The 23,542-nt window shown below is 46.6% G+C and carries 22 protein-coding genes; 5 read left to right on the plus strand and 17 right to left on the minus strand.

Annotated elements, in window-relative coordinates:
• Window positions 1–6: 6 nt before the first annotated feature.
• Both QYB97_RS11870 and QYB97_RS11875 read left to right on the plus strand, forming a co-directional pair.
• The gene (locus tag QYB97_RS11870; protein ID WP_301166219.1) at window positions 7–1,026 is read left to right on the plus strand and encodes a mannonate dehydratase; all 1,020 of its coding nucleotides are present in this window, start codon (window positions 7–9) and stop codon (window positions 1,024–1,026) included.
• Window positions 1,027–1,039: 13 nt separating this feature from the next.
• On the plus strand, window positions 1,040–1,888 hold the full coding sequence (locus QYB97_RS11875) for an NAD-dependent epimerase/dehydratase family protein (protein WP_301166220.1): 849 nt from the start codon (window positions 1,040–1,042) through the stop codon (window positions 1,886–1,888).
• 283 nt (window positions 1,889–2,171) lie between these two features.
• Here the strand turns inward: QYB97_RS11875 and gatB are convergent, their stop codons facing one another.
• The 4 genes from gatB to QYB97_RS11895 form a co-directional block, all read right to left on the minus strand.
• Window positions 2,172–3,605 (minus strand): Asp-tRNA(Asn)/Glu-tRNA(Gln) amidotransferase subunit GatB, encoded by a 1,434-nt coding sequence (gene gatB / locus QYB97_RS11880; RefSeq protein ID WP_301166221.1) that lies wholly within the window; start codon window positions 3,603–3,605, stop codon window positions 2,172–2,174.
• A gap of 11 nt (window positions 3,606–3,616) precedes the next feature.
• The gene (gatA, locus tag QYB97_RS11885) at window positions 3,617–5,074 is read right to left on the minus strand and encodes an Asp-tRNA(Asn)/Glu-tRNA(Gln) amidotransferase subunit GatA (protein WP_301166222.1); all 1,458 of its coding nucleotides are present in this window, start codon (window positions 5,072–5,074) and stop codon (window positions 3,617–3,619) included.
• A gap of 15 nt (window positions 5,075–5,089) precedes the next feature.
• Window positions 5,090–5,377 carry an Asp-tRNA(Asn)/Glu-tRNA(Gln) amidotransferase subunit GatC gene (gene gatC / locus QYB97_RS11890; protein WP_301166223.1) on the minus strand — a complete coding sequence of 96 codons (288 nt, stop codon included), beginning with the start codon at window positions 5,375–5,377 and terminating at the stop codon, window positions 5,090–5,092.
• 131 nt (window positions 5,378–5,508) lie between these two features.
• Complete coding sequence (locus QYB97_RS11895; RefSeq protein WP_301166265.1) at window positions 5,509–5,862, minus strand: DUF3905 domain-containing protein; 354 nt, start codon at window positions 5,860–5,862, stop codon at window positions 5,509–5,511.
• Window positions 5,863–6,069: 207 nt separating this feature from the next.
• Between QYB97_RS11895 and QYB97_RS11900 the strand changes: the two genes are divergently transcribed.
• Window positions 6,070–6,468, plus strand: a complete 399-nt coding sequence (locus tag QYB97_RS11900) for a DoxX family protein (RefSeq protein WP_301166224.1) — start codon at window positions 6,070–6,072, stop codon at window positions 6,466–6,468.
• Between the two features lie 47 nt (window positions 6,469–6,515).
• On the opposite strand, the gene bla is transcribed toward QYB97_RS11900, so the two are convergent.
• Window positions 6,516–7,301 carry a subclass B1 metallo-beta-lactamase gene (bla, locus tag QYB97_RS11905; RefSeq protein ID WP_425589797.1) on the minus strand — a complete coding sequence of 262 codons (786 nt, stop codon included), beginning with the start codon at window positions 7,299–7,301 and terminating at the stop codon, window positions 6,516–6,518.
• 151 nt (window positions 7,302–7,452) lie between these two features.
• On the opposite strand from bla, the gene QYB97_RS11910 reads away from it, so the two are divergent.
• Window positions 7,453–8,148: an FHA domain-containing protein gene (locus QYB97_RS11910; protein ID WP_301166226.1), complete on the plus strand. Its 696-nt coding sequence runs from the start codon at window positions 7,453–7,455 to the stop codon at window positions 8,146–8,148.
• 51 nt (window positions 8,149–8,199) lie between these two features.
• Here the strand turns inward: QYB97_RS11910 and pruA are convergent, their stop codons facing one another.
• The 5 genes from pruA to pcrB form a co-directional block, all read right to left on the minus strand.
• A complete protein-coding gene (gene pruA, locus QYB97_RS11915) occupies window positions 8,200–9,747 on the minus strand; it encodes an L-glutamate gamma-semialdehyde dehydrogenase (RefSeq protein WP_301166227.1) in 1,548 nt (515 codons plus the stop codon).
• A 197-nt stretch (window positions 9,748–9,944) separates the two neighbouring features.
• Complete coding sequence (locus QYB97_RS11920) at window positions 9,945–11,144, minus strand: CamS family sex pheromone protein (protein ID WP_301166228.1); 1,200 nt, start codon at window positions 11,142–11,144, stop codon at window positions 9,945–9,947.
• A gap of 44 nt (window positions 11,145–11,188) precedes the next feature.
• A complete protein-coding gene (ligA, locus tag QYB97_RS11925; RefSeq protein ID WP_301166229.1) occupies window positions 11,189–13,198 on the minus strand; it encodes an NAD-dependent DNA ligase LigA in 2,010 nt (669 codons plus the stop codon).
• A gap of 34 nt (window positions 13,199–13,232) precedes the next feature.
• On the minus strand, window positions 13,233–15,470 hold the full coding sequence (gene pcrA / locus QYB97_RS11930) for a DNA helicase PcrA (RefSeq protein WP_301166266.1): 2,238 nt from the start codon (window positions 15,468–15,470) through the stop codon (window positions 13,233–13,235).
• Between the two features lie 73 nt (window positions 15,471–15,543).
• The gene (gene pcrB / locus QYB97_RS11935) at window positions 15,544–16,233 is read right to left on the minus strand and encodes a heptaprenylglyceryl phosphate synthase (protein WP_301166230.1); all 690 of its coding nucleotides are present in this window, start codon (window positions 16,231–16,233) and stop codon (window positions 15,544–15,546) included.
• Window positions 16,234–16,706: 473 nt separating this feature from the next.
• On the opposite strand from pcrB, the gene QYB97_RS11940 reads away from it, so the two are divergent.
• Entirely contained in the window at window positions 16,707–17,258 is a 552-nt protein-coding gene (locus QYB97_RS11940) for a GNAT family N-acetyltransferase (protein ID WP_301166231.1), read from the plus strand.
• Here QYB97_RS11940 and QYB97_RS11945 read toward each other — a convergent pair.
• The 7 genes from QYB97_RS11945 to QYB97_RS11975 all read right to left on the minus strand — a co-directional run bounded on the left by QYB97_RS11945 (window position 17,255) and on the right by QYB97_RS11975 (window position 23,452).
• Window positions 17,255–17,929 carry a VC0807 family protein gene (locus tag QYB97_RS11945; protein WP_425589794.1) on the minus strand — a complete coding sequence of 225 codons (675 nt, stop codon included), beginning with the start codon at window positions 17,927–17,929 and terminating at the stop codon, window positions 17,255–17,257. The two genes, QYB97_RS11940 and QYB97_RS11945, sit on opposite strands and share 4 nt — an antisense overlap.
• A 294-nt stretch (window positions 17,930–18,223) precedes the next feature.
• Entirely contained in the window at window positions 18,224–19,057 is an 834-nt protein-coding gene (gene asd, locus QYB97_RS11950; RefSeq protein ID WP_301166233.1) for an archaetidylserine decarboxylase, read from the minus strand.
• A gap of 40 nt (window positions 19,058–19,097) precedes the next feature.
• Window positions 19,098–19,655, minus strand: coding sequence for a TVP38/TMEM64 family protein (locus tag QYB97_RS11955; RefSeq protein ID WP_301166234.1), 558 nt, complete (start codon window positions 19,653–19,655; stop codon window positions 19,098–19,100).
• Window positions 19,656–19,670: 15 nt separating this feature from the next.
• Window positions 19,671–20,123 carry a MarR family winged helix-turn-helix transcriptional regulator gene (locus QYB97_RS11960; RefSeq protein WP_301166235.1) on the minus strand — a complete coding sequence of 151 codons (453 nt, stop codon included), beginning with the start codon at window positions 20,121–20,123 and terminating at the stop codon, window positions 19,671–19,673.
• A gap of 157 nt (window positions 20,124–20,280) precedes the next feature.
• On the minus strand, window positions 20,281–20,586 hold the full coding sequence (locus tag QYB97_RS11965; protein ID WP_090239925.1) for a YerC/YecD family TrpR-related protein: 306 nt from the start codon (window positions 20,584–20,586) through the stop codon (window positions 20,281–20,283).
• A 21-nt stretch (window positions 20,587–20,607) separates the two neighbouring features.
• Window positions 20,608–21,645, minus strand: a complete 1,038-nt coding sequence (locus QYB97_RS11970; protein WP_301166236.1) for a DUF3048 domain-containing protein — start codon at window positions 21,643–21,645, stop codon at window positions 20,608–20,610.
• 64 nt (window positions 21,646–21,709) lie between these two features.
• Window positions 21,710–23,452, minus strand: coding sequence for an adenine deaminase C-terminal domain-containing protein (locus QYB97_RS11975; protein ID WP_301166237.1), 1,743 nt, complete (start codon window positions 23,450–23,452; stop codon window positions 21,710–21,712).
• Between the last annotated feature and the right edge of the window lie 90 nt (window positions 23,453–23,542).

Consider the following 23,542-nt stretch of genomic DNA (forward strand, 5'->3'; position numbering starts at 1 on the left):
ACTATTTTGAAAATAGGACTGGGGTTTCATCAAAAATTGCTAACAAAGCAGAATTTCCGCTTTGCCAGGCAAATGGGTGCTACACATGTGGTAGCCCACTTAACAGATTACCATACACATCCAATGGATCTGGAATTGCATCGGAAAATGTATTCCTACGAAAATCTTAAAAAGCTTAAAAGTGAAATGAATGAAGAAGGTCTCGAATTTCACGCGATAGAAAACTTTTGTCCCGCCCATTGGCATGATGTCCTTTTGGATGGTCCAAAAAAGCAGGAACAGCTAGAGTATTTAAAAAAGATTATTCAAAGCATGGGGGAGGTTGGGATTCCAATTCTAGGGTATAACTTCAGCATTGCAGGCGTCTGGGGACTGACCGAAAAAAATGTTGCTCGTGGAAAAGCAAAAACTGCCGTTTTTCATACTCCACAAGAAACCCCAATCCCAAATGGAACTATTTGGAACATATCCTATGATCAGCTAGCAGAAGCAGGTGAGTTTCCGCCGATTACTCATAAGCAATTGTGGCAACGTCTGGAATACTTTTTAAGTGAATTGTTACCTGTAGCGGAGGATGCCGGAGTCATTATGGCCGCTCATCCTGACGATCCTCCACTGGAAACTCTGAGGGGGCATGCAAGATTGGTCTATAAACCCTCGCTTTATCAAAAGTTACTAGATATTGTCCCCAGTCCAAACAACCGCCTTGAATTTTGTCTGGGTACTATTCAAGAGATGACAGAGGGCGACCTTTACGACACCATTGAACAATATGCAAATAAAATTGGGTATATCCACTTTCGGAATGTAAGAGGAAAAGTTCCCCAATATGAAGAGGTATTTTTGGATGAAGGTGATATTGATATGATTAAAGCACTGAAATTGTTAAAAAAGCACAACTATCAAGGCGTGCTTATTCCTGACCATACACCATCTACAGATTGCGATGCCCCCTGGCATGCAGGTATGGCATTTGCATTAGGTTATATGAGAGCCGCAATAAATAGTCTTAATCACGAAGCATGAGAGGAGGCGTGGCATGAGGCGAGTTGCCATAACAGGAGGCAGCGGAAACTTAGGGAGATGGGTATTGAGGGATTTAATGGACCGCGGGTATGAAGTAATTAATATCGACCAGAAGCAGCCTGAAGGTATAAAATGCAAGACGATTATAGTTGACTTAAACAATCTTGGTGAAGTTTATGGAGCATTACAAAATGCTGATGCTGTAATTCATTTAGCTGCCATCAACTCCCCAGGAGGGTATCCGAACGAAGTTGTCTTCAAAAACAATGTTTTATCCACTTTCAATATACTTGAAGCAACCGCTCGATTACGCATTCCAAAAGTGGTTTGTGCCTCAAGTGAATCCATATATGGATGGGCCTGGGCTAAACATACGATCACGCCAAACTATTTTCCAATAGATGAACAACACCCCTTGCTCCCCCAGGAATGCTATGGGTTGTCCAAAATCGTTATGGAGAACACAGCAGAGACTTTTTACAGAGAGAACAAACATCAAATTCTATGCCTTCGTTTTGCACACATTGCTGTCCCTCCTCATGGTTATGAGTATCTTTGTATAGATTCTAGTAAACATAAATTCCTCTGGAGCTATGTTGATGTGCGCGATGCAGCAGTTGCCTGCAGATTAGCGATTGAAACGGATGGTTTAGGGTTTTCTACCATGAATATTACGGCAGATGACACATGTATGGTTGAAACGTCTATAGAATTGGTTAAAAAATATTATCCTCTCACAAAAGATGTAAGAGCTGATTTAAGTGGACATCAAGCCCTCTCATCGAATGGTAAAGCAAAAAAATTATTGAATTGGCACCCAAAGCACTCCTGGAGAGAGTATACTTCAATCGAAACTACATAAGAGGTAGCCTATGAAAAAACAACCGACATCTATATTTACTTACTGGGTATTATTGTAGCAGTGACGAAAAAAGCATTTATTTACTTCAGTAGGATTCCTATCATGGGGAAATCAAAAAACGGACCAGAACCCAACAGGCTTTCTACAATAAACACAAACTGGAGGAAAACACAAAGAAATTTTTTGGTACTATTTAATAAAAATCAGTTATGCTCAATTATCACCGCAACAACCTCATTTTACCGCAAAAAAAACTGCCGAATTAAATCCGGCAGCCCACAAATTAACGATTTTTCAATTCTTCAGCAATCAGTTTGTTCACCAATGGTGGGTTGGCTTTCCCTTTGGTCTCTTTCATGACCTGGCCGACGAGGAATCCAATGGCTTTGTCTTTTCCGTTCTTGAAGTCTTCGATGGACTGCGGATTCCGGTCAAGAACAGCAACTACAAACTCGCGGATCGCACCTTCGTCTGAAATCTGGACAAGGCCTTTTTCTTTTACGATCGTTCCCGGATCTCCGCCATTTTCGATCATTTCCTTAAAGACTTTCTTTGCGATCTTGGAAGAGATCGTTCCGTCTTCAATAAGCTTGATCATTTTTGCCAGGTTACCTGGTGTTAATGGCGTTTCGTCGATTTCTCTGGACGCGTTGTTCAGGTAGGCGCTCACTTCGCCCATGAGCCAGTTGGAAAGCATTTTTGGATCGGCTTTCTCCTGAACACCTTTTTCAAAGAAATCGGCCATCTTAATGGATGCGGTCAGCACACCTGCATCATAAGCCGGAAGACCGAACTCAGAAACATAGCGCTGCTTACGGGCATCTGGAAGCTCAGGGATCTCGGCGCGCACCCGTTCGATCCACTCTTCGGACACACTGAGCTGCACAAGGTCCGGATCCGGGAAGTAACGGTAATCGTCGGAACCTTCTTTAACACGCATAAGGATCGTTTTGTTTGATTTCTCATCAAAACGGCGTGTTTCCTGAAGAATTTCGCCGCCGTTCAGAATTTCCTCTTCCTGGCGCTTTTCCTCATACTCGATTCCTTTTTGGACAAAAGCAAACGAGTTCAGGTTCTTCAGCTCGGTTTTTGTACCGAATTCCTTCTGGCCGACAGGACGGATGGAGATGTTGGCGTCACAGCGCAACGATCCCTCTTCCATCTTACAGTCGGATACAACTGTGTATTGAATGATGGCTTTCAATTTTTCCAAATAAGCATACGCTTCTTCCGCTGTTCGGATGTCCGGCTCGGAAACGATCTCCATAAGAGGCGTTCCCTGGCGGTTCAAGTCCACAAGAGACGATCCGTCTGCCGCATGGGTCAATTTCCCCGCATCCTCTTCCAAGTGAAGGCGTGTTATGCCGATTTTTTTCTTTTCGCCGTTCACTTCGATTTCGACCCAGCCGTGTTCACCAATCGGTTTGTCCAGCTGGGAAATCTGGTAAGCTTTCGGATTGTCCGGATAAAAGTAGTTTTTACGGTCGAAATATTGTTCGCGGTTGATTTCACAGTTCAACGCCATCGCCGCACGCATGGAAAATTCCACGGCCTGCTTGTTCAATACCGGAAGGACTCCGGGATGTCCAAGACAGATCGGGCATGTCTGGCTGTTGGGCGGTGCTCCAAAGTCGGTGGAGCAGCCGCAGAATATTTTAGAATTGGTTTTCAGTTCAACGTGGACTTCTAATCCAATGATCGTTTCAAAATTGCTCATCCCTGCACCTCCTACAATTGCGGTTTCGCTTTATGGTGTTCCGTTGCCTGTTCAAAGACCGAAGCCACACGGTAAATCGTGGATTCGTCAAAGTGTTTTCCGATAATCTGCAATCCGACCGGCAGGCCGTTTGAGAATCCGCAAGGAACGGAAATGGCTGGCACACCCGCCAGGTTAACAGGAATGGTTAGAATATCGTTGGCGTACATCGTTAACGGATCATCCGTCTTTTCACCAATTTTAAAAGCAGTTGTCGGTGTTGTCGGTCCGATGATTACATCAAAGTCATTAAACACTTGTTCAAAATCGTTCTTGATCAGCGTGCGGACCTTCTGCGCCTTTTTATAGTACGCATCATAGTAACCGGAGCTGAGCGCAAACGTCCCAAGCATAATACGGCGCTTCACTTCATCCCCAAAGCCTTCGCTTCTGGAGTTTTTATAAAGCTCAAGAAGATTCTCCGCATTGTCTGAGCGTACGCCGTAACGAACGCCGTCAAAACGGGAAAGGTTGGCGGATGCTTCAGATGAAGATAACAGATAGTACGTCGCCAAAGCGTACTTGGAATGCGGAAGGGATACTTCCTCCCAGGTAGCGCCCTGTCCTTCAAGCACCTTCAAGGCTTCCATCACTTTTTCTTTTACCTCGGGATCCACGCCTTCTGCTAAATATTCCTTCGGCACGGCAATGCGCAGGCCCTTGATGTCTCCCGTTAAGGAAGATAGATAATCAGGAATCTCAACGTTCGCTGACGTGGAATCCATCGCATCATGGCCGGCAATCGCCTGTAAAAGATAGGCATTGTCCTCAACTGTGCGTGTGATCGGTCCGATCTGGTCAAGAGAAGACGCGAACGCAATCAGGCCAAAGCGGGAAACAAGTCCGTACGTAGGCTTCAGGCCAACTACGCCACAGTATGCGGCTGGCTGGCGAATGGATCCGCCGGTATCCGAACCTAAAGAAAACAGCACTTCGCTCGCTGCTACGGATGCGGCTGAGCCACCGCTTGATCCTCCAGGCACATAATCGGTATTCCACGGGTTTTTGGTCACATGAAAACCTGAGTTCTCGTTGGAGGACCCCATCGCAAATTCATCCATATTCAATTTTCCGATTGTAATCGCCCCTGCTTCATATAGACGGTTGGCGACCGTGGCATCATAAATAGGGTTAAAGTTATCAAGGATCTTACTTCCGCTTGTGGTGCGGATCCCTTTTGTGGAAATGTTATCTTTCAAGGCAATCGGAAGTCCCGCCAGAATCCGCTCTCCCGGGTATCCCGCGAGCACATCGTCCAATTCTTTTGCCATGCGGCGCGCGTGCTCCTCATTCAGGCTGAGGAACGCCTGGACTTTGCCTTCCACCTGTGAAATTCGGTCAAACGATGCATCAACCAGGTCCGTCACATTGATTTCTTTCTTATGTAACAGGTCGTGCAGTTCTGAGACTTTCTTCTCTAATAATGACATGTGCTGCCTCCTACTCTAAAACGTCTTCGGTACTTTAAACTGTCCATCGCGCTCGTCAGGAGCATTCTTCAATGCTTCTTCACGCGGAACGGATTCTCTTGCCTGGTCTTCGCGCAGCACATTCCTAAGCTCCAGCACGTGGGTTGTTGGTTCGATATTTTCTGTATCCAGTTCATTCAATTGCTCGGCAAACCCGATAATCGCATCCAGCTGCTCCGTGAACACGTCCACTTCCTCTTCACTAAGTGAAAGGCGAGCCAGATTCGCTACGTGTTTTACCTCATCTTTTGAAATTTGAGACAAGCTTGCCACCTCCAAAACAGTACGTTTCACAATATATAGATGATACCAAACATCAAGGCCCCTGAGCAACAAAGCGGGGGTTTTTTTACGTTAAAGCAAAAAAGACCGGCAAAATCGCCGGTCATCTGCTATTAATCCTTCCTGTAGCTTGCATCCTTACTGGGATGCATAAAAGGAGCGCCCTTGGGCTTAACCTTCTTTTCAATCAATTCCCGGTTTTCCTCGGTGTTCCAGCCAATGTCATTTGTGGGATGCACCCACTGATCGCCAGCCATGGTGCTCGGGTCGGTGTCCTCACTCCAGTTGTTGAGCGGTGAGTTTTCCGAGTTGTACAGGCTGTCTCCGATGACAACGCCATACTCGTTAACGAAAGGAGCCTCCATTTTTACACCTGAATTTTTAAAAGATGGAGAATCTGCCTGATGCGGCAGGGTTTCATCGAGAATGGGGGAATCCAGCTTCTCTTCTTTCTTCTTATCCGGCATGATGCACGTCCTCCAATTCAAACCGTTTACTCCTACTTTCTCCAGATATGCAGCTTTTATGTTGAAAAATAACCAGGATACAGGAATAGGGTACAAACCATCCGAATAAAATATTTTAAAAGGTACTTTACAAAAGTAAGAGCTCATTATATAATACTAACATAAAGTAAGTAATTAACTAATTTTATATAAGGGGTGTTGAACATTATGTTAGATTTAGGTCTTCTTATTATTCGTATTGTTGTAGGTCTGTTGTTCGTCGGCCACGGAGCACAAAAATTGTTTGGCTGGTTTGGGGGTCATGGTTTGAAAGGAACAGCCGGCTGGCTCGAGTCCATTGGCGTTAAACCCGGCTATACAATGGCTGTTTTTGCCGCACTTGCAGAATTCGGCGGCGGGCTGTTGTTCACAGCAGGGCTTGTCACATGGCTTGGAGCTGCAGCCATTATTGTCACCATGCTGTTCGCCATAGTGAAAGTTCATGGTGCCAACGGATTGTGGTCTACTGCAGGCGGGTATGAGTATAACCTTGTTTTGATCGCCATCGCACTTGGTGTGGCATTAACAGGCGCAGGTGCTTACTCTCTTGATGCGCTTTGGTTCTAATTCAATACAGAAAGAAGGGCAGGAACCGCACAGGTTCCTGCCTTCTTTTATTGGTTTTCCTCGAGCAGCTCAATCGTGTGGTAAAGAAGCGATTTCCCTCCGACATCTCCATGTCCCGGTACAACGGTTTTTGCTTTTGAATAACGGTCAATGACGCGCTGTACGGAGACTGGCCATGCCTGTACATCCCCATCCGCTGTATTCCCGAGGTCTTCCGCTTTCTGTTCCTTGATGAGACAGCCTCCGACAAGGAGCTTATACTGAGGTAAATAAACGGTGATGTTATCCTCGGTGTGCCCCTTTCCGGGATAGAACGTCTCCACTTTTACATTGCCAAACTTCAATTCCGTCAAAACTGGATTGAGCAGCTGGTCCGGACCTTCATATCCATTTTGCATACCGAGTGTCGCTGTCTTCTCCGTGCTATAGACACGTATTCCTCTTTCCTTCAGCGTTTTGACCCCGCCCATCCGGTCCGAGTGCCAATGCGTGATGATGGCATTCTTTATCGGTTTTTTGAAATGCTGGTCAATCGTATCCAGCAGTTCAGCGGTTTTCGGATCATCCCATGAGGAGTCCACAAGCAACAGACCCTTTGATGTTTCCACAAGGAGTCCATTGGATGGAACAGCTACTCCATTAAATTCTCCGATGGTTGTATGTACCCACACATGGGGCTTGATCTGGGTGAGAGTCACTGTCCCGCTTTCATTCTTAATGGTTTTTTGATGATGGTTAAACTCTGTTTTTGGAGCCTGAGCGTGAGCTCCGGTGACAATTGGTGCAGCGAGCAATCCCGCTGCCATCATTCCGCATACCAACGCTTTTCCCATTTTCTTTTTATTCATGACCATCCTACCTTTCACTCCTTGAATTTTCCTGCTATGGTAATGATGGTATTCTTTCTTACTCTACTCATCAATGGAACAACACTGACAATTATCTAATAATAATCAGAAAATTCAACTAAATGAAGGTGAAAAAATGGACGTTTTGGAAAAGCGCCATTTATTGATTGAACGGGGCCAGCCCTACGAAAGTGAATTTATCTATTTAAAACGGAAATTATCCATCGGCCGGTTCGGGGCACATCCTGCTCCAGGCATCGCTTTTCATATTCCTCTCGTCTCCAGACAGCATTGTGTCATTGAATGTGAAAGCTCTTCGCCCAAATTGATGGATCTTGGAAGCAAGCATGGAACCTGCCTGAATGGCATTCCGCTCAGTCCGAACAAAAGCTATCCATTGAATCACGGGGACCAGATTACACTTGTCAACGGTATGATCTCCATGAAGTACATGGTGACCAATTCCTTTGAGACGCTCGATTATGACCCTGTTACACCTGTCAGCCGTCCTCCTGCTGATTTTATTGAAGTGATTGAAATACTGCAAAAGGTGCGAATCAGGGAATCCGACATTCATTTTTCTCATAAAGAATTTGAATGCTTTCAACTCCTTTACGCTTCTATCGGACAGTTTGTTTCAAAGGAAGAAATGAAGCGGCACGTCTGGAGCGAAAGAGCCTGGACTGACGGCCGCGTTCCTGATGTAGGGACGGATGAATTAAATTCTCTGATCTACCGGGTACGGAAAAAGCTGTCACCCTGGCTGCATATTGAATCGGTTCTCCGGAAGGGCTTTGTGATGTCAGCTGCCGGCGTACACAGTAATCCATAAAGCTAAACAAAAACCCCCTTCGGCCAAAGCCAAAAGGGGGATTTTTCTGTGTTACAGCAACTCTGAAGTTGTCTTAGCTTGCATGTGAAGAAGAAGGTAGTCAGGACCGCCCGCTTTGGAGTCGGTACCAGACATGTTGAATCCGCCAAACGGCTGGTATCCAACGATCGCGCCTGTACATCCTCGGTTGAAGTAAAGATTGCCAACGTGGAACTCTTCCTTCGCACGCTCAATGTGCTCACGGTTATTCGTAACAAGTGCGCCTGTTAAGCCGTACTCTGTGTTGTTTGCGATTTCCATCATGTGGTCAAAGTCACGCGCCTTGCAGAAAGCCACAACCGGGCCAAAGATTTCTTCCTGCATCAAACGTGCTTTCTCTTCAACATCTGCTACAATCGTCGGTTGAATGAAGAAGCCTTTAGAGTCGTCGCCTTCTCCGCCTGCTGCAATTCTTCCTTCTGTTTTTCCGATTTCAATATAGCTCATGATTTTGTCAAAAGCAGCCTGGTCGATGACAGGACCCATGTAGTTGCCAAGATCTTCCGGGTTACCCATTCTTAGTTTGCTGGTCAGGGCAACTGCTTTTTCAAGAACTTCATCGTATACGTCCTGGTGAACGACCGCACGTGAACCTGCAGAACATTTTTGTCCAGAGAAACCAAATGCAGAGTATACGATTGCTGATGCTGCCATGTCTGTATCCACATTGTTGTCGATGACCATGGTGTCTTTTCCGCCCATTTCAGCGATGACGCGCTTCAGCCAGATTTGGCCAGGCTGTACTTTTGCTGCGCGCTCATAAATGCGGCAGCCGACTTCACGAGAACCTGTGAAAGATACGAAACGAGTTTTCGGATGGTCAACAAGATAGTCGCCCACTTCAGCTCCGCTTCCCGGGATGAAGTTCAGGACACCTGCAGGAAGTCCTGCTTGCTCCATAACCTCTGCAAATTTCGCTGCAACAACCGGTGTGTTGTTAGCCGGCTTAAGAAGAACAGTGTTTCCTCCTACGATTGCAGCTACTGTTGTACCTGCCATGATGGCAAGCGGGAAGTTGAATGGAGAGATCACAATCCCCACACCCAGTGGAATGTAGTTGAACTGGTTGATCTCGCCTTCACGGCTTTTTACCGGTACGCCATTTTTCAAAAGCTCCATCTGGCGTGCATAGAATTCAAGGAAGTCAATCGCTTCCGCAGTATCTGCATCAGCTTCCTTCCATGGCTTTCCGCCTTCTTTTACAAGATAAGCAGAGAATTCATGCTTGCGGCGGCGCAAGATGGCTGATGCGCGGTAAAGAATGCCTGCACGTGATTCTGGAGACCACTTTTTCCATGTTTCAAAAGTGGAAACCGCAGCTTGCATGGCTTGTTCAGCCAAATCTTTATTTGCTTTAGAAACCGTACCAATAACTTCTGTTTTATTGGCAGGATTGATAGAAACAATCTTTTCATCTGTTGTGATGCGCTCTCCGCCAATGACAAGAGGATACTCTTTGCCTAGCTGAGAATTAACAAGATCTAAAGCTTCCTCAAAAGCTTTCTTGTTTTCTTTAACTGAAAAATCCGTAAATGGTTCGTGTTTGTAATCTCGAATCATTTTGTCCCCTCCTATGCCCTTAAGCGTTTTCATAATGCAACATGTCTATTCTACCCTAAACTCGTGCCACAGTTCAAACTATGGTAAATAGTCGCAATTGTTTGAAAGATTTAAAAAGTCCTTTATTTGCAAGGGTTTTCATAAGTATGCAGATAGAAAAAGGCAGACCCCGCTGCATCAAAGGTCTGTCTCAATTGCTATCTATAAATATGCACGTTTGGATCTCCGCTCGCATCATCCCGGACAATCAAAGCTTCCGGTTCATTAACAGCCGATTGGATGTTAATCGTAACCGGCACGTTTGGAAGCTCCTTCATAACGGAAGAGGTTACATACTGTGTAAACGAAATAACCTCAGCTTTTCCCTGGAATTGCATCGGAATATCGATATCCATCCGGTCGAGGCTGCCATCATGATAATGAGCTTTACCAATGACACCTACATAGTTCGGAAAGTAATCCTGGATTTTAGATTTGAAGTTATTAAACTTCTCCGCATCATCCCTTTTGGATGCTGTGGCTTCTTTCGATGGAAACAGGTAGTACCTCTCATCAATCTTGTCCCAGCTGCCGAGCTGGTTGCTGCCTGATCCTGCTTCCGCTTTTGCAAAAAAGTGCCCCGGTGTAACCGATTCCTTTTCGGCTTCCTGATAAAGAGCGATTGTGATCGGCACATTCTTCAATGAATTATTTTGGCGCAGACGTTTCACAACCTGCTGCCCCATCTGTCTTGCTTCCTGGGCCACATCACTTGCCTGCAGTTTCTTGGATCCGTTGTAAATCAGTCCGGCGCTGTCGGTTGCTTTGTAATAGTACGTAGAGTTAAACGAAAGACCTACCACAAGGCCGCCAAGCTTCACTTTGTCGTTTCCGCTTTGAGTCAGGTAATTCTGTTCAAGAACATAAGATAAGTATTTGGGATGCTTGTCTTCGGCATCCATTACTTGCTTGTACGGAGCATCCTTTTTCACGCCAAGAGCCGGGTTGAGCCCTTTTTGCGCCATGTCACTCTTGCTGTTTTTCTCCGCCTTTTCGTCTGAACGCTTCAGCCAGTTGTTGACGGTTGTGGAAGACAGATACTGGCCTTCCTGGTAGTAATACTTATCTGTACTGAAGTCGTCCTGGGCGATTCTCATAAGACCCAGCTCAAACTCATTGATATCCAGACGGTTGTCCACGCCATACTTAATCAGGCCGCGGGCGCCGCCAGGCTCAAAAGGCACGATGCTTCGGTAGTACTTCTCCCCGGTGTTGATTTCCCCAGTGATGATGGCTTTTTCTTCGGTCTTCCCTTTTTTCTTAACAACTTCCTCTTCCTTTTGCAGCTTGTCTCTGTTCAGACAGCCGGTCAGGAGTAAAAGGGAGCTTAACAGGATCAGACTGATCCGTTTTATCATGGTAAAACACTCCTCCATATAACTTGATGGAACAGAGCTATTCTTTATTTTTCAAGCTCCTCAATAAATTGCTGTTCCGTCCAAACCTCTACACCCAGGGATTGCGCTTTGTCCAATTTGGAGCCTGCATCTTCCCCTGCAATCAGCAGGTCGGTGCTTTTAGAAACACTTCCGGTCACTTTTCCACCTAGCGCTTCCAGTTTTTCTTTTGCTTCGTTCCGATTTAAAATAGAAAGCTTTCCGGTCAGAACGATCGTTTTTCCTGCGAAAACAGAATCCACATCTTCTGCACGGATGACCCTTGGCCCTTTGTATTCCATATTCACGCCATATTCCTTAAGCTCGGAGATGAGCTCAGCAACTTCCGGTTTGTTAAAATAGGTTTCAATCGAATCAGCCATTTTTTCGCCGACCTCATCAATGGCCACCAGTTCTTCCTTCGTGCCCGCCATTAAACGATCCATACTTTCAAATACCTGGGCAACCGTCTTGGCAGCTTTCGCTCCGACATGGCGGACACCAAGTCCAAACAAAAGCTTTTCGAGCGAATTCTCTTTCGATTTTTCTATAGCTTCAAGCAGGTTGTCAACCGACTTTTCACCCATTCTCTCGAGCTTCAGCAGCTCTTCCTTCTTCAATGTATACAAATCGGCTACATCCTGGATAAGATTTTCCCTGAAAAGCTGGGCAATCACTTTCTCACCAAGCCCCTCAATGTTCATGGCATTACGGGAAACAAAGTGAATCAGCCCTTCACGAATCTGCGCAGGGCATTGCGGATTCAGACAGCGAAGCGCCACCTCTCCGTCCAGCCTCTCCAGTTCACTGCCGCACTCCGGACATTCGGTCGGCATGTGAAAATCCTTTTCCTCGCCTGTTCGCCGGTCCACAATCACATTTACCACTTCCGGGATGATATCTCCCGCTTTTTTCAACACCACAAAATCGCCGATCTTAATATCCTTCTCACGGATCAAGTCTTCATTATGCAGTGAAGCCCGTTTGACGGTCGTTCCGGCCACGGTTACGGGAGCTAAAAGAGCGGTAGGTGTAACCACCCCTGTGCGTCCGACGTTCAGCTCGATTCCTTCCAGCTGTGTGACCACTTCTTCTGCCGGGAATTTGTAGGCGATCGCCCAGCGGGGGCTTTTCGCCGTAAACCCAAGCTCCTCCTGCTGATGCAGAGAATCTACCTTTATGACGATGCCGTCAATTTCATAGTCTAGATTCGGCCGGCGTTCTCCCCAGCCTCTGACAAACTCAACAACTTCATCGATATTTTGGCAATGATGCCACTCCGGATTGGTTTTGAAGCCAAGGTTCTGTAAAAACTTCAGGCTCTCACTGTGTGAGTCAACCGAATGGCCCGAAAGCTGGCCAATGCCATAGACGAAAATGGACAGATTCCGCTTGCCAGCAATGTTGGGATCCAGCTGTCGGAGAGAGCCGGCTGCCGCATTCCTCGGATTGGCGAAAAGCTCCTGCCCCTCTTCCTGGCGGGATTCGTTCAGATTCTGAAAGGAGCGTTTCGGCATATAGGCTTCTCCGCGCACCTCAAGCGACAAATCCTTGTTCTTGATACGAAGAGGAATGGACCGGATGGTTTTCAGGTTATTCGTGATGTCTTCGCCGGTTGTTCCATCGCCGCGGGTGGCACCAAGCACAAAGCGTCCTTCTTCATACGTCAGGGACACGGCAAGGCCGTCAATTTTCAGTTCGGCAACATAGGTCACATTGTCACCCACGCCATTGCGCACTCTTCGGTCAAAGTCACGCAAATCTTCTTCATTAAAGGCGTTGGCAAGGCTGAGCATCGGCACCTTGTGCTGTACTTTTCTGAAATAGTCCAGAACCTGTCCCCCCACCCGGACTGTCGGGGAATGCTCGTCCCGCAGTTCCGGATGGTTGTTTTCAAGTTCAATCAGTTCCTTCAGCAATGTGTCGTACTCCGAATCAGGAACGGTCGGCTTGTCGAGGACATAATATTCATAGCTGTATTTTTCAAGGAGCTCACGTAATTCATTCACCCGTTGGCTGGCATGCTCTTCGTTCAAATCTTTCAACTCCTTCAATCTTTCGCGTTAAACTCTATATTTTTTCAATCGGTGCGAACTTGGCAAGCAGACGCTTGAGTCCCACCGGCTGAGGGAATGCGATATCAAGCTCGACAGAGTCGCCTTCGCCCTTCATGCTGACGACGACTCCGGTTCCCCATTTACGGTGTTTTACCTTGTCACTGACTTTCCAGTCCGCGTTTTCACCGCCGGAAGATGCATAAACCGGAGACGTTTTCTTCACTCCCGGCTGTCTCATAAAGGACGGCGCTGCATTGGAGCGTGAAGCTCTGCCCCAGCTTGGAGACGCTTCTTTTTCCTTTTGCTCGGATTCAAGCAGTTCTTCCGGAATTTCACCGATAAAGCGGGAAACCGGATTCATGTTTGTACGGCCGAAGAGGGTGCGCATCCGTGCATTGGTCATAAACAGCTCCTCCTCAGCACGGGTGATTCCCACGTAAGCCAGACGGCGCTCTTCTTCCATTTCACTTTCTTCAAACAGCGCGCGGCTGTGCGGGAATACGCCTTCTTCCAGACCCATGAGGAACACAACCGGAAACTCAAGCCCTTTGGCAGAGTGAAGGGTCATTAAAACGACAGATTCCTTTGGCTTGTCGCCTTCATCTTCATCGAGGCGGTCAATGTCAGCCACCAGTGCAAGGTCCGTCAGGAAGGCCACAAGGCTTTTATCGTCCTGGCTCTTTTCAAAGTCCTGGGTAACGGAAAGAAATTCATCAATGTTCTCCAGGCGGCTTTCTGCTTCAAGCGATTTATCCGCCTTCAGCATGTCACGGTAGCCGGTTTTATCAATCACTTCTTCCACAAGTTCAGTCACCGAAAGGAATTCCTGCATCCGGGTCCAGTTCGTGATCAGCTCGGAAAACTCCCGCAGTACATTGGTAAAGCGGGCTGGCAGGCCGATCTGCTCCACTTCCTGAAGCGCCTGGTACATGGAAAGGTCGTTATCTGCACCATAATGCAAAATTTTATCAACGGTGGACGCGCCAATTCCGCGCTTTGGAACATTTATAATACGCATCATGCTGATGTCATCGTCAGGATTTGCGATCAGTCTCAAGTACGCCAGAATATCCTTAATCTCTTTTCTGTCATAGAACTTGATGCCGCCGACGATATTATAAGGAATGTTCGACTTGATCAAAATTTCCTCAATTACACGGGACTGTGCATTCGTCCGGTAAAGGATGGCAATGTCCGAGCACTTGCGCGGGCCCCCGGCTGTCATTTCACGGATTTTACCAGCGATATAATGGCCTTCATCGTGCTCATTATCCCCCTGGTAATAGGTGATATTCTGGCCTCCTGTTTTGTCGGTCCACAGGTTTTTCGGCTTGCGGTTAAAGTTGTTTTCGATCACCTTGTTCGCCGCATCAAGAATGGTTTTGGTCGAACGGTAGTTTTGTTCAAGAAGAACCACCATGGCATCATCATAATCCTTTTCAAAGGAAAGAATGTTCGCGATGTCTGCCCCGCGCCAGCCGTAAATAGACTGGTCAGAGTCCCCGACCACACAAAGATTGCGGAACCGGTCCGCCAGCATATTGACGAGCATATACTGCGCACGGTTCGTATCCTGATACTCATCCACATGAATGTACTGGAACTTGCGCTGATAGAATTGCAGCACTTCCGGCACGCGTTTAAACAAATGGATCGTTGTCATGATTAAATCATCAAAATCGAGCGCAGAGTTCTTTTTCAAACGTTTTTCATATTCCTGGTATACCTCATGCACGACTGTGTCATACGGCCCGTTCATCGTTTTTGCAAAGTCGCTGCTGGTATTCAGCTCGTTTTTCAGCGATGAGATGGAGCCCAGGATGCTTCGAGGCTCGAATTTTTTGGAATCAATGTTCTTGTCTTTTAAAATATTCTTGATAACCGAAAGCTGATCGGTAGAATCGAGAATCGAGAAGTTCCGGCTGATGCCGATCCGGTCGATATCACGGCGCAAGATCCGCACACACATCGAGTGGAATGTGGAAATCCAAATGTCCTCCGCAACCGGTCCGGTAATGGATGCCACCCGGTCCTTCATCTCCCGTGCTGCCTTGTTCGTAAAGGTGATCGCCAGGATGTTCCATGGCGCCACCTCTTTTTCCATCATTAAATAAGCGATGCGGTGGGTCAGCACCCGCGTCTTTCCGCTTCCCGCTCCCGCCATGATCAAAAGCGGTCCTTCTGTATGCTTTACCGCTGCCTTTTGCTCAGGGTTTAGCCCCGTGAGCAACTGTTCAATCATCTGTTTCATACTCATTTACCATTCACCTGCCCCAAACGTTTGTTCTTACATCTATCATAAAGGATTCCCAAGCTGTATTCAATTATCCTTTTGCAGCTTTTACTGTTTCTAGTGCGGCCTGTACATTTTCATAAATGATGTTTCCGACCACAACCGTGTCGGCAAACATCGCCATTTCCCTGGCCTGCTCGGCGCTCTTAATGCCGCCTCCATAATAAAACCTCGTACGGTCGAGAACTTTTCTGACCTCTTTTACCACTTCAATATCGCCGTATGTTCCGCTGTACTCCAGATAAAAGATAGGCAGCCGGAACATTTTTTCCGCCATGCGCGCATAAGCTACAACATCTTCCAATGAAAGACTTGCATCCGCTTTTGAAAACTCGGCGGCTTTGCAATCGGGATTGGCAATGCAATAACCTTCTGTTATAACTTCATCCCAGTTCATCAGATCGCCGTATTCCTTCACGGCCTCATGCTGAAGGCCAACAATAAAGCTCGCATCCTTGCTGTTTAGCACCGTCGGAATGTAATACAGATCAAAGCCTGGTGTGAGGGCATCAATCGTGGCCACCTCCAGCACACAGGGAACGGCATACTTCCGCACACGGGACATCAGATCAAGAGTATTATCAAGTGTTACTCCGTCACTCCCACCCACAATAATAGCATCAGTACCCGATTCACAGACCGCTTCAAGGTCCGCATCGGAAATTTCCTTATTGGGATCCAGCTTAAACACATGCTTCCAAACCCGATAATCAAAATTCATAAATCCTCCTAGTTAACTAAAGCTGAAGCAGCCGCTTAGGGCCGAAAGGCGTTGGAACTCTTACAAAGCAACACGCTTTTTGTGTTGAGGTGTAAGAGTGAAACGACCGAGGCACTGGCTGCTGAAGCTGGATGATGACTAAAGCTGAAACGCTCGTTTAAAAGCGGCAGACGTTGGAGCTCTCGACCCCAAATACGCTTTTTGTATTTTGGGAGAGAGTGAAACGGCCGAGCTTTTGAGCGTTGAAGCTGGATGATGACTAAAGCTGAAACGCTCTTGAAACTGAATGATGCCAAGCCTAAAACCTATCTATTTTTCGACCGGGACACCCCGGGCTGGTTTTCACTCTTTATACCTTTTGCCATTATATCAAAAATTATAGGGCTACTCATCTTTCACACTGTGAAACAACGCTTACACGAAAAATTAAATCTTATGCCTCGCTACGACACGTGATGAACAGGAGAATGTGTATGTTTTTTTTACAAGTCGATGAGGAAATTTCCATAAAGCTGCTCGAAAAAAGGGATGCCCAGCTTCTCTTTCAGCTTACGGAGCATTCCAGGGATCACCTTCGAAACTGGCTGGGCTGGGTGGATTATTCAAGAACGCTCAAGGATACGAAAGCTTTCATCAAGCTTGCCAATCAAAAATACGCCGATTCTACAGATCTTGTAACCATGATCTGGTACCGCGGCATTCCGGCGGGTTCCCTGGCTCTGTATGATATCAAGTGGAATAATTATTCTGCAAACATTGGATATTGGCTGGGCAAGGATTTTGAAGGGAAGGGAATTATGACCCGCTCGTGCGGCGCCATGGTGGACTATTCGTTTGGCACGCTTGGTTTAAACCGGCTGGAGTTAAAGGCTGCCTTAGAAAACAAAAGAAGCCGCTCGGTGGCCGAACGGCTTGGCTTTAAGCAGGAAGGAGAACTCCGGCAGGCCGAGTGGCTGTACGATCATTTCGTGAATGTCGCGCTGTACGGCATGCTGGCAGAGGACTGGGCATTCCCCAAAACTTAAATCTTGGGTTCGGTCTGAATCTTGCTGCCCGGTTCCTCCGTTCCTTTGTTCTTCTCATGATAGTTGTAGATTTTGACTGAAATGAAAACAAATCCTGCGGTAATCAGGGCGCCAAAAATCCAGCCCGAAATCTTCATTGCGAATAAAATAAAATCATACTTTTTCACGCCATATTCCATCAGCAGGTAGGATTTCAACCCGGCCTGGAACAGACTGCGAAACGCGAACAGGGCGGTAAGCCAGACAAAAAGCTTGTAAAACTCCGGCTTGCGGTACAGTGCCTGAGTTTCGTTACGCGGCTCTCCCTGAAGGTAAGCAATGTCCACGGCAAAATGCATGCCGAGCGGCTGCTTGATGAAGATCGTCGAGGAAATAAGCAGTGCCATGAAGACACCGAAGAACACCTGGTTCCAGAGCATTCTTCCTGCAGATCCCGACAAAAGGTCAATCGTTGTTCCGGCAAACAGGGAAAACAGGATAAACATCCCGGTGACATTGAACTGCTTTTCCTTCACAAACCGGTAAATGGTATAGATAAAACCTGGAACTGACGAAAGAAGAATGGCATAATAATCCCCAAGCATGTCTCTCCCCTGGTTCCAGATCAGGTAAGGTATAATCAAATAAAACAGCAAATCAAAAACGACAATACTTTTCTTCAAGTTTTTCACTTCCCGTTTTGAATTGGTTCGTTCTTCTGCCAGATTGACAATCCTTCTGGCAAATCCTTGACTATAGTGTTCGGCCGTCTCACGTCCTTTTCGGACATGCTATTGAAATGATACCATGATTGGAAAATATTATCACTAGCGAAAACGAAGATGATGCTTACAAAAGATTTATTTAGTAATCTTATGTGGCACTTGATTGTGGCTGATTTCCGTTCCAGGAAAATTATCCTCAATATTAACCAAAGATAGCATTATAAAAACCTGCACCGCACTCAGGCAGTACAGGTTCTTTTATTAACGATACGTGCCGATGGCTTCTCCGTATTTGAGATGAGCATCTGGCTGTATTTTATCACTTAATAAAATGTGATCCTTTTCAAACAACAGGACGACGGTGGAGCCAAATTCGAACAATCCGACTTCTTCTCCTTTTTTAAACGGAACATACGGAAGCTCGGTGGAGTAGGCGCGGCCGTTTTTTACATTGGTTGCGTGCTCGCCATACGGCACACGCACGCTTCCAACCACAAATGCACCGACTTTGACGAGCGCCATTTCACCCGCCGGTGTATCGGCGTATGTGATCAGCCTCTCGTTTTTGGTAAACAGACCCTGGACGTGTTCAACACCGATCCGGTTTACCGGAAACAGCCGTCCCGGCAGGTAGGTCGCCTTGGTCAGCTTGCCTGGCAGCGGCATGTGGATCCGGTGATAATCACGCGGACTGAGATAGATGGTGAGGAACGTGCCGCCTTCAAAACGATCTGAAATCTCGGACGTGCATCCGAGAAGCTGCTCCACCGTATAGTTGATGCCTTTGGCCTGAATAAGCGCCCCTTTTGTAATGGTGCCAAATTGGGCCACTTTTCCATCCACCGGGCTGACCAGTGTATCGGTGCCTGATGAAATCGGACGCGCCTCCTCCTTCAGTTTGCGGGTAAAAAACGCCGTAAATGTTGGATATTCACCAAGCGGTTTTTCGACTTCATCTTTATTGATTTTATAAATTGCGCTATATGGTTTAATGATGTGCCGGCTGAAGGACGAATGCCCCCATTTTCCCGCCGTTCGGGAAATTGCATTTTGCGGCAAAAGCCTGATTACATGCTTTAGTACGTAGTTTATCATGTTTGTTTTACAATCCTTTCACGACTGAAAAATCGTCCAGTCACGGTGTTCTTAGCTTTTTCCAGCACCAAAGCAATAAAAAAACTGCCATGATGGTGGCCACAAGCTTTCCTTCCCATGACCATTGGATGAGCTGGTAAACTGAATATCCCTCGATCAAAATCGCCGGGATCTTTCCGATGGAGCTGGCGAGCACAAACAGCCATAGAGAGGCTTTACCGACAGCCGCCACAAATGTCACTACACCCGATGGCATAAAGGGCAAAATACGAAGCGCGAGAATCAGTAAAAATGCCTCTTTCCCCCTTGCCTCGAGCAGTTGTTTTATTTTCGGATGATTCATTGCCTTCCACTCCACAGCTTTACGAAACCCTTTTCTGTATAGAACAAAAGAAACGACAGCACCTACGGCTTCTCCGATAAAGGATACAGCCATTCCTGGCCAGAGACCGAAAACAGCCAGATTGGCGGCCGTCAAAAACACACTCGGTACAACCCCTAGCACGCTGATCACAACATTCATGAAAATGCTGATCATAACTGCTAGCTGCCCGTATGATAGAAGCCAATCGATGACGATATCCTTTAACGCCGTCATCGGGCATGACCCTTTTTATTCATGGGTGACAGCCTTTTTCTCCTCCGTTACAATGCTATGGAGCTTTCCGGCAATGTCCCTTAATTGCTTTGTTTCTTCTACTGTCAATTGGGAAAAGAACCTCTCGATCACAAACTGATCGATCTGATCATACTCATCATAATATTGAATTCCCTTTTCTCCAAGCGTCAAAAAAATTTCCCTCCGATTTTGAGGGTTTATGCTTCGAACAACATATCCTTCCTGTTCGAGCTTGCTTACGAGCTGGCTCGTGGAGCTCATCGAAAAGTTCAGCTGTTCGGCGATCGTCTGCACCTTTACCGGCTGATGCTTATGTACCCGGTCCAGAATTAAAAATTGCTTGGGAGTAATCTCATAATCTAACGATGAGAAATAATTCTTCAATAAATGAGCATTCACCTGATCAAAAAAGTCGTATGCCTCTTTAATATAATCACCTTGCTCCACTACTTTCACCTCGTTTATCCACTTAAACAGTTTAACAAGATAAACTATACTACCCTTCCAACCTTTCGTCAATAAAAACAAGCACATAAAAAAACCCGAATAACGGACTTAGCAAGGAGTCCATAACTCGGGCCGCAATCACAAGGTGATTGTGAATTTATTTTGTTTCTTCCTGACCGTGTACGCGGTCAAGTGCCATTTGATAGGCATCGTTGCCGAAGTTGAGGCAGCGTTTGACACGTGAAATGGTTGCTGTGCTAGCACCGGTTTCGGATTCGATCTTGTGATAAGTTTTTCCTTCACGCAGCATGCGAGCTACTTCAAGACGCTGTGCCAGCGATTGGATTTCGTTCATTGTGCATAAGTCATCAAAGAACATGTAGCACTCTTCAAGGTCTTTCAGCGAAAGGACCGCTTCAAACAGCTGATCCAGCGCTTTACCCCTTAATTTATCAATTTGCATAGATTTAGCACTCCTTCTGCTCTATTCAATAGAAACACTCTTGCTGATTCCTGGCTGCGTCGGAATTATATTGATCCAGGTTTTCCCGGGAACAAACCCGGTGCCTGACGGAATAATTCTGCCGTCTTTGTTTTTCCAGGTAACTTCCCTCACTTTTCCCTGCTGTATGAGAAGACCCTTGCCGCCGGATGTAAGATCGATGGCTCTGCGTCCATAGCTGTCGATAATCTTGTGCTTCATCTCAACAATAAACACATTATTGACCTCAATTGGCGTCTTTGTTTCAAGATCGGTTGTCGGTGTTCCGTCGCTGGACCGGGCGTAGCGTTTCGTCGACGGGTTGTAGTTGAACCCAACCGTCTCATTTTGACTGTATGTTATCAGAACTTGATCCGCTTTGTCACCGGAAAGCCCTTTAATCTCCTTTGGTTTTAAGAAAGGAAGCGGCTTTATTTTATCTTTATCGTCATACCCTTTCTTCTTTAAACCTGTCATCAGGTCCTCGTAGGTGATGTATGAATTGTGAGGCGCCTGGCGGAACGTTGCCCGGTGAAAAAGCGTCCCATCATAATAAAGTCCGTTCAACGAGTCTACCTTGCTATTCTTTCCAGACAGTATCCTCTTCGCATCAGGGCTCCAGCCATGATGCACATAAAACGAATGATATCCCTGGCTGAGCTCAATAAAATAATCACGTGCACTTCGTACCGGACCGATCACTTTCGGTTGCTCACTCTGGAAAACAGCAAGAAACCGCGTGATATTTCCTTCTGCGAGCACTTCATACACAAGGTCCGCCTTATGAAGCCCCGACTGCGGCCGCGCACGCTCATGATTGTTTACCATCACTGAATACACTCTGGCATCGTTCGGTTTCTTTGTTTTTAACCCCGTCAGCGGAAAAATATTTAAGTGTTCCTTTTTTTCTTCCTTTTTCTCCGGCTTTTTTGCCGGCTGCGCAGGCTTCGTTTCCTGCGCCGTTGGTTTTTCTTCCTTTTGGCACCCGGTTCCTCCAAGAATCAAGAACGCAGCACAAATACCAAGCATCCATTTTCTCATAAGGCACCCCTGCCCCCTTATGGCCCCCCGGCCTGAAGTGGTTGAAACACTTTACTTCTTTAGTTTAACGCATAATCGAAGGAAAGAGTATGACTTTCTTTTTCACATCATATAGACCCAGCTGTGTAATCCGGATATACGGCAGATGTGTGGATGAAAAAAACAGCAGACTGTAGATCGGGTCCTCGAACGCATAGCCGCGTTTTCGGAGTTCTGATGTTAATTTCTTCTCTTCCTCTATAAGTTCTTCGACCGCAAGTGGAGACATTCCTCCTGAGATTGGAAGCCTGATCGCGCTGACAACGCTTCCATTTTCTACAAGAGCGATGCCGCCTTTCATTTCTTTGATGCGGTTAAACGCGGCCAGCATGTCGCGCTTGCTTTTCCCGATTAAAAGGATATCTCCTGTGCTGGAGTACGAGCTGGCAAATCCGGATACACCGGTGGCAAATCCTTTGAGAAGCGTGTTGACTCTCCATTTGCCTTTTTTGTCGACCAGCATGAAAAAGCACTCATCGTGATCCTCATCGAGCTTTTCAGCTGTTGGATTGAGACTAATATGGTACGGCTTCGTAATGACGGAGTTTACCATTTCGATTCCGGCCAGTGAGCTGAACTGAAAATCCTTCAATGTTAAATCCCAGTTCAGATCAAGAGGACCCATTCCATAATCATTCCATGGAAATGAAGTGCTCTCCTTCACAGCTTTCCCGTTTCGCTTGATCCATTGTCCTTTTGCGAGCACGGAATCAGGGCTCGGATGCTGCACAGAATCCAGAATGTTAAGATGAGCCACTCTTCCAGGCGCGACCATTCCGAGTATATGCTCCTTGCCGTAATATCTTGCTATGTTATAGGAGGCCATATTATACGCATCAATCGGGTCAATGCCTTCTTCAAGCGCAATGGAAATCATTGTATCCGTCACACCGTCTTCATAAAAAGCAGGTGTGGAGCCATCGGTTGTAAAAATTACTCGGTCAAAATGAGTCGCACCGATCTCTTTCATTTCCCTTAAGATCTGACGGAGGTCAGGGCGAATGGATGAATACCTGAGTGACGTGGTATATCCGAGATTCAGCCTCATCATCGCCTCTTCCCCGGTCATTGCTTCATGGTCGCAATCGACCCCAAGAAGAGCCATTTGGGTGAGGGTTTTCTCAGAAGCTCCCGGCAAATGCCCTTCCACCCTTTTTCCTGCTCTTCGGGTCTCACGCATGTAATGCAGAAGGTTATCATCCCCCTGAATCACTTTTGGCCAGCTCGTCAGTTCTCCCCCCTGAATGACATACGGAGAGGACAGCATTTTTTTCACATTGCTTAATGAGAACAGCGAATCTTCATTTAACAGCTCGGACTGTGAATCAAACCGGCACCACCAATAGTAGGTGTATGGCAGCTTATTCATGTCCTCCATAAGAGAAAGCGCTTTCGTAATTGGCGTTGATAAAAAAAGTTTGAGGTTGTCGCATATGAATGTAGTTGTACCGCGAAATGACGCATAATCGCCCAACGTCTGGGGATTATATAGTTGAAACGGGTGTGCATGCGGCTCAATGTATCCGGGTACGACGTATTTCCCATCGAGCTCCACCATTTCGGTGCCGTTAGTCTCCTGGGGCATGTTGTCCCCCACATATACAATGCGGTTATCGTAGATCCATATATTCGCTTTAGTCCAGCAATGCCGGGCAGTATTTAAATACGTTGCATTCTTCAATACCATGGTGGGAGCCAATTCGCCGAGAATAACGGCCTGATGGCGGCGCAATTCCACCTTGGACCAAACTAAAAACTGGTTAGACATGTGCTTGTTTCACCTTTTTCTCTGTAAGTTACATTTTCTCAAGGATACCATACATTTGCGCTGAATGTGTGTCATAACTCCAAACACTTA

Source organism: Fictibacillus fluitans (assembly GCF_030418125.1).
Classification (GTDB): domain Bacteria; phylum Bacillota; class Bacilli; order Bacillales; family Fictibacillaceae; genus Fictibacillus_C; species Fictibacillus_C fluitans.

Coding starts and splice junctions, on each gene's coding strand:
- QYB97_RS11910 (WP_301166226.1), top strand. CDS start 7,453: ATGGACGTTTTGGAAAAGCGCCATTTATTGATTGAACGGGGCCAGCCC.
- QYB97_RS11875 (WP_301166220.1), top strand. CDS start 1,040: ATGAGGCGAGTTGCCATAACAGGAGGCAGCGGAAACTTAGGGAGATGG.
- QYB97_RS11920 (WP_301166228.1), bottom strand. CDS start 11,144: ATGATAAAACGGATCAGTCTGATCCTGTTAAGCTCCCTTTTACTCCTG.
- QYB97_RS11965 (WP_090239925.1), bottom strand. CDS start 20,586: ATGCAAATTGATAAATTAAGGGGTAAAGCGCTGGATCAGCTGTTTGAA.
- pcrB (WP_301166230.1), bottom strand. CDS start 16,233: ATGAATTTTGATTATCGGGTTTGGAAGCATGTGTTTAAGCTGGATCCC.
- pcrA (WP_301166266.1), bottom strand. CDS start 15,470: ATGAAACAGATGATTGAACAGTTGCTCACGGGGCTAAACCCTGAGCAA.
- gatA (WP_301166222.1), bottom strand. CDS start 5,074: ATGTCATTATTAGAGAAGAAAGTCTCAGAACTGCACGACCTGTTACAT.
- bla (WP_425589797.1), bottom strand. CDS start 7,301: ATGGGAAAAGCGTTGGTATGCGGAATGATGGCAGCGGGATTGCTCGCT.
- QYB97_RS11975 (WP_301166237.1), bottom strand. CDS start 23,452: ATGTCTAACCAGTTTTTAGTTTGGTCCAAGGTGGAATTGCGCCGCCAT.
- QYB97_RS11955 (WP_301166234.1), bottom strand. CDS start 19,655: ATGACGGCGTTAAAGGATATCGTCATCGATTGGCTTCTATCATACGGG.
- QYB97_RS11900 (WP_301166224.1), top strand. CDS start 6,070: ATGTTAGATTTAGGTCTTCTTATTATTCGTATTGTTGTAGGTCTGTTG.
- QYB97_RS11970 (WP_301166236.1), bottom strand. CDS start 21,645: ATGAGAAAATGGATGCTTGGTATTTGTGCTGCGTTCTTGATTCTTGGA.
- QYB97_RS11940 (WP_301166231.1), top strand. CDS start 16,707: ATGTTTTTTTTACAAGTCGATGAGGAAATTTCCATAAAGCTGCTCGAA.
- gatB (WP_301166221.1), bottom strand. CDS start 3,605: ATGAGCAATTTTGAAACGATCATTGGATTAGAAGTCCACGTTGAACTG.
- pruA (WP_301166227.1), bottom strand. CDS start 9,747: ATGATTCGAGATTACAAACACGAACCATTTACGGATTTTTCAGTTAAA.
- QYB97_RS11895 (WP_301166265.1), bottom strand. CDS start 5,862: ATGCCGGATAAGAAGAAAGAAGAGAAGCTGGATTCCCCCATTCTCGAT.
- asd (WP_301166233.1), bottom strand. CDS start 19,057: ATGATAAACTACGTACTAAAGCATGTAATCAGGCTTTTGCCGCAAAAT.